The 12,322-nt window shown below is 65.3% G+C and carries 2 protein-coding genes; both read left to right on the top strand.

Going from position 1 to position 12,322, the window contains the following annotated elements; genetic code table 11:
• Positions 1 to 32 precede the first annotated feature (32 nt).
• Complete coding sequence (zwf, locus tag BVH01_RS03875; RefSeq protein ID WP_075929031.1) at positions 33 to 1,487, top strand: glucose-6-phosphate dehydrogenase; 1,455 nt, start codon at positions 33 to 35, stop codon at positions 1,485 to 1,487.
• A 486-nt stretch (positions 1,488 to 1,973) separates the two neighbouring features.
• Complete coding sequence (locus BVH01_RS03870) at positions 1,974 to 12,311, top strand: Ig-like domain-containing protein (RefSeq protein WP_075929030.1); 10,338 nt, start codon at positions 1,974 to 1,976, stop codon at positions 12,309 to 12,311.
• Positions 12,312 to 12,322 lie beyond the last annotated feature (11 nt).

The raw sequence follows: 12,322 nt of genomic DNA, 5'->3' as shown, positions 1-12,322 counted from the left end.
ACCTCGCACGGACAAACCGAATCGGAGTTCCCATGCAGAGCAATTGTTGCGACATGCTGGTTTTCGGCGGCACGGGCGACCTCGCCCTGCACAAGCTGCTACCGGCCCTCTATTACCTGCATCGTGGCGGTCGTTTGCACCGCGACACGCGCATCCTCGCCCTGGCCCGCAGCCCCCACACGCGCACTGCCTACCAGGCCCTCGCCGAGCGCCATTGCCGCGCCCAGGTGGCCCGCGCCGATTTCGATGACGACACCTGGCGCAGCTTCGCCGAACGCCTCGACTACTTCCCCATGGACGCCTCGCAGAGCGCCGACTTCGGCCGCCTGGCCAAGGCCCTGGGCAATGATCGGGAGCGCGTCAGGGTCTATTACCTGGCCACTGCACCGGACCTGTTCGAAGCCATCGCCTCGCACCTCAAGGTCGCCGGCCTGGCTGGCGCAGGTGCGCGCATCGTGCTGGAAAAACCCATCGGCCATTCGCTCGCGTCCGCCCAGGCGATAAATGCCGGCATCGGTGCGATGTTCGATGAATCCCAGGTGTTTCGCATCGACCACTACCTGGGCAAGGAGACCGTGCAGAACCTGATGGCGCTGCGTTTCGCCAACGCCCTGTTCGAGCCGGTGTGGCGGGCCGGGCACATCGACCATGTACAGATCAGCGTGTGCGAAACCCTGGGTGTGGAAAACCGCGGCGCCTACTACGACAACGCCGGAGCCATGCGCGACATGATCCAGAACCACCTGCTGCAGCTACTCTGCCTGGTGGCCATGGAGGCACCGGTGCGCTTCGATGCCGAGTCGGTACGCAACGAAAAGGTGAAGATCCTCGAAGCTCTCAAACCCATCACCGGCCAGGACGTTCGCGACAAGACCGTGCGTGGCCAGTACACCGCCGGCAAGATCGGCGGTCAGGAAGTGCCGGCCTACTATTTCGAGAAGAACGTCGACAACGACAGCGATACCGAAACCTTCGTCGCCGTGCAGGCCGAGATCAACAACTGGCGCTGGGCCGGCGTGCCCTTCTATCTGCGCACCGGTAAACGCCTGGCTCGCAAGACCTCGGAAATCCTCATTCAATTCAAGCCGGTACCGCATCAGCTGTTCGGCAACGGCCAGGCCAACCAGCTGCTGATCCGCCTGCAACCCGAGGAGCGCATCAGCCTGCAGTTGATGGCCAAGAACCCGGGCAAGGGCATGCGCCTGCAACCAGTCGAGCTGGATCTGAACCTGGCCGATGCCTTCAACAAACAGCGGCGCTGGGAGGCTTACGAACGGCTGTTGCTGGACGTCATCGAAGGCGATTCGACGCTGTTCATGCGCCGCGACGAGGTCGAGGCGGCCTGGCAATGGGTCGACCCGATCATCAAGGGCTGGCAGCAGCACTACCAGAGCCCGCGTCCCTATGCGGCAGGCAGCAATGGCCCGGAACAGCTCCAGCATCTTTTGGAGCGACATGGCCGACAGTGGATAGAAGAGTCGGAATAAGCCAAGTTAGCGGGCTGATACTTTCAGCCCGCGATTTTATGCAACCCGCCAATTAAAGCCATTAGTTGTAAGCCTTTTGCTATTGGTAGCGACCGATAAACCTGTCATCCGACCAAAATGTCTGAACTCATCTTCCATGCAGAGATGTATAAATAAGTTCAATTATTTCGAATAAATCAGCGCCCGCCATGATAGATAAAATTCATTAAAACCTGAACTCATTTTACAAATAACTATAACAATATAAAACAATGCTTTGCGCCATTTTCCCTAACTACAGATGACTAGTTATTTCGTTTTAAATAACTTAATAGCATTCGCAATTTATTTTTAAGTTCTAAACGTTATTATTTTTTACTTTCCAAACCCCTCTCCACCGCTAAGTTGAAAACTTGTCGAGTTCCATCCAGCGCCATTTCATATCGAAATTGCCTGTGCAGAAAAGCAACTCGCTGAAGTTTCAAATTAGACAAAGGGAGATGCTTCATGGCAGTACAGGCGAAAGTCGCGCCCATTGGCCAACAGGTCACTCAGGCAACCGAGCAGGTGGTCAGCAATACGCTGCCATTGTCCGAAAGCAGCCATGTAGCGCTCAATATCTCCCCCGAGGCAGTCACCAGCTATACCCGCGAAGGATCGGATCTCATCGTGCAGATGCAAAACGGTGAGGTGCTGCGCATCGGCAATTTCTATGCAGCCGCCGAGCAACCCAGTCAGCTCTATCTGGTAGGCGAAGAAGAGCAGTTGGTCGCTGTGGATCTTTCCCAGGCCGCGGCAAGCGACGGCATCCTCGCCGCCTCCTACGCATCCGAAGGCACCCTTTCCGGCTTCACATCGTTAACGTCGGTGGCCGGCGCCGCAGGCGGCACGCTTGGGTTGGGCACGGGGGCGATCATCGGTGGCGTGGCCATTGCCGGCGGCGTCGCCGTGGCGGATGAAATCGACCGGCGCAGCGATAGCGGTAGCAACGATGGTGGTAGCTCGCAGCCGCCCGTCGATCCTGTGGATAACCAACCGCCGGCCGCTGCGACCAACCTGCAGCTCAGCCAGGACAGCCGGTTCCTCACCGGCAACGCCGAACCCAATGCCACCATCAGAGTGGACGTGAACGGCACGGCCTACACGGCGACTGCCGATGAAAACGGCAACTTCACCGTTACGTTCGCCTCACCGCTGACCGGTGGCGAAACCATCACCGTGGTGGTCGTGGATGCTGCGGGCAATGCCAGCACACCGGCAACGCTGAATGCGCCGGCGGTTGCCCAACCTTCGACGGTGGAGCCCAGCAACGGCGAGGAGCTGAGCGGCTCGGCAACACCCTTCTCGACGATTACCTTGATGCGCCCAGATGGCGAAGTGCTCGCCGTGACCACTGTCGATGCCAATGGCAACTGGTCGTGGACCCCGTCACCGGCCTTGCCCGATGGCACCCTGATCGACATGCATACGGTAGCGCCTGGTGGTTTTCGGCCTCCGGTGATCCGCATCGTCATCGACAAGACGCCCCCAGCAGCACCCACCGTCGAGGCCAGCAACGGCGCTCAGCTCGTCGGCACAGCCGAAGCCAATAGCACCGTCAAGATCACCATCAATGGCAACACCTTTTCCGTCACCGTGGCGGCAGACGGCACCTGGTCTTATCAACCCGGTTCCACGCTGCCCGACAATACGTCCGTCACCATCACCGCCACGGATCGCGCTGGCAACGTCAGCCAGCCGACGTCCCTGACGATCGACGGGCAAGCGCCGAATCCGCCGACCGTCGGCAACAGCAATGGCACGGTATTCAGCGGTACCGCGGAAGCAGGCAGCACGGTCATCCTGAGCAACGCCAATGGCGTCATCGGCCAGGCGCTGGTCGATGTCAACGGCAACTGGCATTTCACTGCCAGCCCGGCGATCGCCAATGGCGGCGAGGTGAGCGTGGTGGCCCGTGACGCGGCTGGCAACACCAGCCTGCCGCAAACGGTGGTGGTGGATAACGCATTGCCCAACGCGCCAGTGATCGCGACAAGCAACGGTACGGTGATTTTCGGCACGGCGGACGCCGGCAGCCTGGTCATCGTCAGCGCGAACGGCACCGAGATTGGCCGCGCCACGGCCGGCCCCAATGGCGCCTGGTCGATTACACCATCATCTGCCCAGCCAGACGGCACGGTCATCACCGCTGTCGCCAGCACCTCTGCCGGTACCAGCGCCGCTACGACGCTGATCATCGACGCCGCGCAGCCGCTGCCGCCCGAAGTCCAACCAAGCAACGGCACCGAACTGAGCGGCACGGCCGAGCCCGGTGGCAAGATCATCCTCATCTACAACAATGGCGACCTGATCGGCCAGACCGTCGCCGATGCAAACGGCAACTGGAACTTCATCCCCACCACGCCGCTTGCCGATGGCGCCAACGTCGAAGTCGTGGTGCGCGATGCTGCCGGCAACACCAGCGATCCCACTGCGGTACAGATCGACCGGACGCCGCCTGCCGCTCCTCAGGTCGACCCAAGTAATGGCAGCGCACTGAACGGCAGCGCCGAGGCTGGCAGCACCGTGGTGATTACCGGCCCGGGGGGAATCGTCATCGCCGAGGTGATAGCCGACGGCAATGGCGAATGGAGCTTCATACCGGATGCACCGCTGGGCAATGGCACACCGCTGACCATCAACGCCCGCGACCCGGCCGGCAACGTCAGCCCACCCGGCACCGTGGTGATCGACGCCCAGGCACCAGCAGCGCCTACATTGAATCCCACCAACGGCCAATTGCTGAACGGTACTGCCGAGCCTGGCAGTACGGTAATCATCCGCATCGGGACGATAACGGCCACCGTGATCGAGGTGCTCGCGGACGCGAACGGAAACTGGAGCCATACCCCTAGCGGGCCGTTCACCAATGGCACCACCCTCGAGATCAGCGCCCGAGATGCCAGCGGCAACGAAAGCGCTTCCACGACCGGCAGCATCGATACCGTTGCGCCCGCGACCCCAGTGATAAACCCCAGCAACGGCGGCCTGCTCAGCGGTACCGCCGAGCCTGGTAGCACCATCACGATCAGCGTGCCCGGCGCCCCCGCCCAGACCACGACCACCAACGTCGATGGTATCTGGACGTTCACACCGGCAACGCCAATTGCCAATGGCACGAGCGTCACCGTCACTGCTACCGATGCGGCCGGTAACCAGAGCCCCACCGCCAGCCAGACAGTCGATGCCACGTTGCCGGCGAGCCCGACCATCGAGCCGAGCAACGGCAGCCTTTTCAGCGGTACGGCCACGGCAGGCGCGCTGGTGGTGCTGACCGGTCCTGGCGGCGTTGCGTTGGGCCAGACCATCGCCGACAGCAATGGCAACTGGACGATCACGCCGCCCACCCCACAGCCCAACGGCACCAGTGTCAGCGCGACGGTGGTCACCAATGGCGCCAGCAGCGCGCCAGCCACCACGGTGACCGACAACGTCGCGCCGTCGGTACCCACGCTGCAACCCAGCAACGGCAGCCTGCTCAGCGGAACGGCCGAAGCCGGCAGCACGGTGATTCTGACCGGATCGGGCGGCGCCGTTATCGGCCAGGCGATCGCTGACGCTCAAGGCAACTGGAGCTTTCAGCCGGCCACACCGCTGGCCAATGGAACGGTGGTGAACGCCAGCGCCCGCGATGCGGCGGGCAACGCGAGCGGGACGGTCAGCACCACGGTGGATAACCTCGCGCCTCAAGCGCCGGTCGTCCAGCCGAGCGACGGCACACAGTTGACCGGTACCGCCGAAGCCGGCAGCACGGTGATCATCAGCGATGCCAGCGGCCGCGTGATCGGCCAGGCGACTGCCGACGCCAACGGCAACTGGTCGCTGACCCCCTCGCCAGCGCTGGCCGACAATGCCAGCCTCAGCGTGGTGGCCCGCGACGCCGCCGGCAATACCAGCGCACCTGCCAGCCTGACCATCGATGCAGCCGCGCCCTCGGCGCCCATCATCGAGCCCAGCAACGGCATCGTCCTGCGCGGGCTCGCCGAACCGGGCAGCACCGTCATTCTGCGCGACGGCGCCGGCAACCTGATCGCCGAAACCACGGCAGCGGCCGACGGTACCTGGAGCACGACACTCACCGCACAACTCCCGGACGGCACCCGCGTCACCGCTACGGCGACGGACGCCACGGGCAATATCAGCCCGGCCGCCTCCCTGACCGTCGACGGCGTGCCACCAGCGGCGCCCGCTATCAACCCCAGCAACGGTTCACAACTGAGCGGCACCGCCGAGCCTGGCAGCACGGTGATTCTTACCGGTGCAAATGGCGCGGTGCTCGGCCAGGTCACCGCCGACGCAGGCGGCACCTGGTCGTTCACGCCAGCCAACGCCTTGCCCAACGGCACCCAGGTCAACGCCGTGGCCCGCGACGCGGCCGGCAACACCAGCGCGTCCAGCAACGTAGTAACCGACAGCCTCGCACCGGCGGCGCCCAGCATCGTGCCCAGCAATGGCGAGCAACTGAGCGGTACCGGCGAAGCCGGCAGCCTGCTGATCATCAGCGTGAACGGTGTGGTGGTCGGCCAGGTGCAGGTCAACGCCCAAGGCACTTGGAGCTTCACACCCGACACAGCGCTGGCGAACGGCGCCGCGGTCAGCATCGTCGCCCATGACCCGACCGGTAACCAGAGCGCTGCGGTCGGCATCACCATCGATGCCGTGGCGCCCAACACGCCCACCATCCAGCCCAGCAATGGCAGCCAGCTCAGCGGCAGCGCCGAAGCCGGCAGCACCGTCATCCTCACCGGACCCGGCGGCGTCGCCATCGGCCAGACGACGGCCGACGCCAGTGGCAATTGGTCCTTCACGCCGCCGAGCCCGCTGCTCGATGGCACCCAGGTCAGCGTGGTGGCACGTGACGCCGCCGGCAACACCAGCCAGCCCGGCAGCACCGTTGTGGATGCTCAGCCTCCTGCCGCACCGACGATCTCACCAAGCAGCGGGTCGGGCGTGTTGAGCGGCACTGCCGATCCCGACAGCACGCTGTCGCTGACCATCGGCAATGCCGCGCCGGTAACGGTCCAAGTCAACGCGGACGGCACCTGGAGCTATCCGATCAACGGCCAGTTGGCCAATGGCACCCAGGTTTCCGTGGTGGCCCGCGATGCGCTCGGCAACGCCAGCCCGGCGGCCATTACCACTATCGATGCCCAAGCCCCAGCCGCACCGGTAATCGACCCCAGCAATGGCACCCAAGTGACCGGCACTGCCGAAGCCGGCAGCCTGATCACCATCACCGGCCCCAATGGCTTCAGCCAGACCACCACCGCCGATGCCAACGGCAACTGGTCGATCACCCCGGCCAGCGCCCTTGCCAATGGCGCCCGGCTGACGGTGACGGCCACCGACGCCGTGGGCAATCAGAGCCCACCGGCCAGCGTGACGGTAGATGCGACCCTGCCACCGCGCCCGACCATCGAGCCCAGCAACGGTGGTGAGCTCAGCGGTACTGCGGTACCGGGGGCCACCGTGCAACTGACCGACGGGGCGGGCGCCGTCATCGGTCAGGCCATCGCCGACGCCCAAGGCAACTGGGCCTTTACCCCGCCGACGCCGCTGGCCAACGGCACCACCGTCAACGCCACGATCACGGTGTCCGGCCTGAGCAGTGCGCCGGCCTCCACGGTGATCGACAGCGTCGCCCCCAATGCCCCGACCATCGCGCTCAGCAATGGCACGCAACTCAGCGGTACCGCCGAAGCGGGTGCCACGGTGATTCTTACCGGATCGGGCGGCGTCAGCATCGGCCAGGCGACCGCGGACGCCAATGGCAACTGGACCTTCACACCCACACCCGCCCTGGCCGATGGCCTGGTGGTGACCGCCGTGGCGCGGGACGCCGCCGGCAACAGCAGTGGCCCGGCCACCACGACCATCGACGCACAGCCGCCAGCCACCCCAACGATCGATGCCAGCAATGGCGTGCGGGTCACCGGCACCGCCGAAGCGGGCATTACCGTGGTAGTCAGCGACGCCAGCGGCCGGGTGATCGGCCAGACCACTGCAGCAGCCGATGGAACCTGGACGCTGTCGCCCTCGCCGGCCTTGCCCAACGGCACGGTGGTCAATGCGGTCGCCCGGGACACGCTCGGCAACACCAGTGGCTCGGCAAGCACCACCGTCGACACCGTGGCGCCGGTCACGCCGACCATTTCACCCAGCAACGGCGTCGAACTCAGCGGCACGGCAGAGGCCGGCAGTACGGTGCTGATCACCGGCCCTGGGGGAGCGACAATTGGCCAGGTAACGGCCGACACGGCGGGCAACTGGAGCTTCAAACCCTCTCCGGCCCTCGCCGACGGCACCGAGGTGACGGTGGTTTCACGCGATGCCGCCGGCAACACCAGCCCATCCGCCAGCACCGTGATCGATGCCCAGGTGCCGGAGCATCCGACCATCAATCCGAGCAATGGCATCTCGCTGAGCGGTACGGCGGAAGCCGGGGCCACCATCATCCTCACCGGCGCCGGTGGCGTGCCGATCAACACCGGCACCATCACGGTCGATGCCGATGGCAAATGGAGCGTTACCCTGAGCCCGGCCTTGCCGGACGGCAGCCTGGTTACCGTGGTGGCCCGCGACACGCTGGGCAACGAAAGCGCGCCGGCCAGCATCCTGATCGACGGCATCGCACCGCTTGCCCCAGTGATCGCGCCGAGCAACGGCCAGCTCATTACCGGCACTGCCGAAGCTGGCAGCACCGTGAAGGTCAGTGCCGGGGGCACCGTGATCGGCGAGGTAAGGGTCGGCGCCAACGGCAGCTGGACACTCAACCCGGACAGCCCCCCAGGCAACGGCACCATCATCACCGCGACGGCGACCGATGCAGCGGGCAACGTGAGTTCACCATCGGCCGCCGTCACCATCGACACCCAGGCACCGCTGCCGCCCACCCTCCAGCCCAGCAACGGCATCGTCCTGAGCGGTACGGCAGAAGCCGGCAGCACGGTGATCATCACTGGTGCGGGCGGTCTCGCCATTGGTCAGGCGGTGGCCGATAGCGGCGGAAACTGGTCGTTCGTGCCACCGGTTGCTCTCACCAACAATACCCAGGTCACCGTGGTGGCCCGGGATGCGTCCGGCAATACCAGCCCAGCGGCGAGCCTGGTGATCGACACCGTACCGCCTGCCGCCCCGATTGTTCAGCCGAGCAATGGCGTGCTGCTCAGCGGTACGGCCGAAGCCGGCAGTACGGTGATCATCAGCGGTCCGGGTGGCGTGGTCATAAAAGAAGTCGTGGTGGGCCCAGGCGGCGCCTGGAGCTTTCCTGTCGGCACGCCCTTGCAACATGGCGCGGTGATCAGCGTCAGCGCTCGGGACGCTGCGGGCAACACCGGCCCGGCCACCGCCATCACTATCGATGCAGTCGCCCCCGTCGCTCCGACCATCGAGGCCACCAACGGCCTGGCGCTGCGCGGCACCGCCGAGGCGGGCAGTACTGTGACGCTGACCGCCAATGGCAACACCATCGCCACCTTGACGGCCGACGCCAGCGGCAACTGGAGCTTCACGCCGGGCACTACGCTGGTCAACGGCATAGTCGTCACTGTCGGCTCGCGGGATGCAGCCGGCAACCAGAGCCCGGTCGCCACCACCACGGTCGACAGTGTCGCCCCATTTGCGCCAGTGATCGCCGCCAGCAATGGCACGCAGTTGAGCGGCACCGCCGAGCCTGGCAGCACGATACGCCTGAGCGTGGGCGGGGTGCAGATCGCCACGGTGGCCGTGGACGCCAATGGCAACTGGCACTACCAACCCACGCTGCCGCTGGCAGACAACACCGTGGTCACGGCTATCGCCGTGGACGCTGCCGGTAACCTGAGCGGCGCCGCCAGCGTGACCGTGGATGACAGCGTGCCCGACTTGCCATCCGTGCAGCCCAGCAACGGCAGCGTACTCAGCGGCACCGCGGAGCCGGGCAGCATCATCACCATCCGCATCGCCGGTCAGGCAGACGTGCAGGTCAGCGCCGATGCCACCACGGGCGCATGGTCACAGGCCTTCTCACCCGTCATCCCCAATGGCACCTCGGTCAGCATCACCGCTACCGATGCCACCAATAACGTCAGCGCGCCGGCCATCGTGGTGATCGACGGCTTGGCCCCTGCTCTACCGACCATCGTGCCCAGTAACGGCACCGTGCTGAGCGGCACGGCCGAAGCGGGCAGCACGGTAATTCTTACCGACTCGGGGGGCGTCGCTATCGGCCAAGCGATCGCCGACGCTCAGGGCAACTGGAGCTTCACACCGCTGGCGCCGCTGACCAATGGCACGCAGGTAAGCGTGGTAGCACGTGATGCTGCCGGTAACACCAGCTCGTCCGCCAATACGACCATCGATAACGTGGCACCTGCCGTCCCGACCATCCAGGCCAGCAACGGCGTGGTGCTGACGGGCATGGCCGAAGCCAACAGCACAGTGATCCTTACCGGCCCCGGCGGCATCCGCATCGGTACGGCGAGCACCGACGGCGCCGGTAACTGGTCCTTCACATCGAGCCCGGCCCTGGCCAACGGCGTGGTGGTGACCGCCGTCGCCCGCGATGCCGCCGGCAATACCAGCGGCTCGGTCAGCACCACGGTCGATGCCGTGGCGCCCAACGCGCCGCTGATCCAGGCGAGCAATGGCGTTTCGCTCAGCGGTACCGCCGAGGCAGGCAGCACGGTGATCCTCACTGGCCCAGGCGGCACGGCCATCGGCCAGACAACCGCCGCGGCCAACGGCACCTGGAGCATCACACCCTCTAGCCCCCTGGCCAATGGCGTGGTCGTCAATGCGGTGGCTCGCGACGCCGCCGGTAACATCAGCGGCTCGAGCAGCACCACCATCGATAGCGTCGCGCCTGCCAACCCGACCATTCAGCCTAGCCGAGGCCTCGTGCTCACCGGCACGGCCGAGGCCGGTAGCACGGTGATCCTCACCGCTAGCAACGGCGCAGTCATCGGGACGACCACCGCTGCCGCCAACGGCACCTGGAGTGTCACGCCGTCGGCACCACTGGCCAATGGCACGGTGGTCAACGCCGTGGCGCGTGATGCGGCTGGCAATACCAGCGGCTCGACCACCACTACGATCGACAGCCAGGCGCCAACTGCACCAAGCAACCTGTTCGTCAGCGCCGACGGCACCCTGCTCACCGGTAGCGCCGAAGCGGGCAGCCAGGTGCGGATCGTGGTCAACGGCAATGTGGCCAACCCGATCACCGTTACCGCCACCGCGGCGGGTACCTTCGCCGCCGTGCTGATCCCGGCATTGGTGGCAGGCCAGGCGATCGCCGTGACCGCAACCGATGCCGCGGGCAACGTCAGCGTGTCGGCCGGCACCAATGCGCCCAACCTGTCGGCACCGATCATCAGCGTGCCGGAAGCACTCGACACCTACATCAACGCGGCCGAGGCCGCCGACGGCATCCAGGTTCGCGTCGGGCTGGCCACAGGCGTGCGCGCCGGTGACACCGTCACCCTCACCTACACCGGTACCGGGGGCTACACCTTCAACCAGACCCATACCGTAACCGCTGCCGAAGCACTCGCCGGCAACGCCGTGGTGTCGGTAGTACCACCGGCCGGAAGTTTTCCACAGGGGGCCGCGTCGGTTACCGCACATATCAACAACGGCGCCAATTCCCAGGCCGCGAACTTCACGGTCGACACCATCGCGCCGTCTTCACCGGTACTGAACCTGGTCGGCAATCTGCTAACCATATCGGGGGAGCCGAACAGCGAGTTGACGGTGCGCATCGATCTCGGCGGCACGGTCGCCACCGCCACGGTCACCGCCAACAACGCCGGGATCGCTTCGGTGAACCTGTTGAGCGGCCTGAGCATCGGCCTGACCTGGGACCAGTTGCTCAGCGCTCAGGTATCGGTATCAGCGCGAGACCAGGCCGGCAACCAGAGCAACGTGGTCGCCCTCGGGCTGGGTACCAACCTGCTGCAGCAGCCGATCACCCTCGGCAACCTGGCGGTGGACGCCAACCTCGGCCTGACTGGATCGAAACTCGGCATCAGCGGCAAGACCGTGGCGGGCGCCGCGCTGGCCGTCGAAGTGCTGACACCGGTCGGCTACATCGGCATAGCGCCACTGGCTGCCGATGCCAACGGCAACTTCTCGATCAACCTGCTCAGCCCCAGCGTGCTCAGCCAGCTTGGCCTGTCGCTGAGCCAGGTGCTCAATCTGGGGGGCGACCTGGCATTGCGAATCACCGCCACATCGGGCGGCAAGACCAGTGGTACGTACACCGTGGACCTCGACCCGCTCGGCTTGCTCGGCCTGACCATCGGCACCGTGCGCGTCGACGGCACGGCAGCCGACGACATCCTCTCCGGCAGCGCCACCATCGCCAATGAACGGATCTTCGCCGGCAACGGCAACGACCTGATTCTCAACGTGGGGGCCGGGGATCGCGTGGACGCCGGGGCCGGCAACGACACCATCCAGATCCGCGCCACCAACTTCGGCAGCATCGACGGCGGCGCCGGCTTCGACACCGTGGTGTTCGACGGCGGCATCGACATCAACTACGGGGCCGCCGGCATCGGCACGTTCAGCAATATCGAGCGCATCGACCTGGGCACCGGTGATTCGGGCAGCACCCTGACGCTGACCGCGGCGGCGGTGGACGCCATGACCGACTCGCGCAACACCCTGCAGATCACCGGCGAGAGCAACGACGTGCTGAACATCGGCAGCAGTGCTGCCAAGACCGGGACGCAGCTGATTGAAGGCATCGTCTACGACGTCTATACCTACGCAAACACCACGTTGCTGGTGGAAGAGAACACGGTACAGGTCGTGGTCAGTTGATAGGGAAATCG

It is taken from the genome of Pseudomonas sp. PA1(2017) (genome assembly GCF_001945375.1).
GTDB lineage: Bacteria > Pseudomonadota > Gammaproteobacteria > Pseudomonadales > Pseudomonadaceae > Aquipseudomonas.
Note: the sequence above shows the minus strand (reverse complement) of the source record. Positions and strands in the feature narration are given on the sequence as shown.

What these genes read in the sequence shown, in the direction of transcription:
- zwf (WP_075929031.1), top strand. Translation starts at nt 33, where the DNA reads ATGCAGAGCAATTGTTGCGACATGCTGGTTTTCGGCGGCACGGGCGAC.
- BVH01_RS03870 (WP_075929030.1), top strand. Translation starts at nt 1,974, where the DNA reads ATGGCAGTACAGGCGAAAGTCGCGCCCATTGGCCAACAGGTCACTCAG.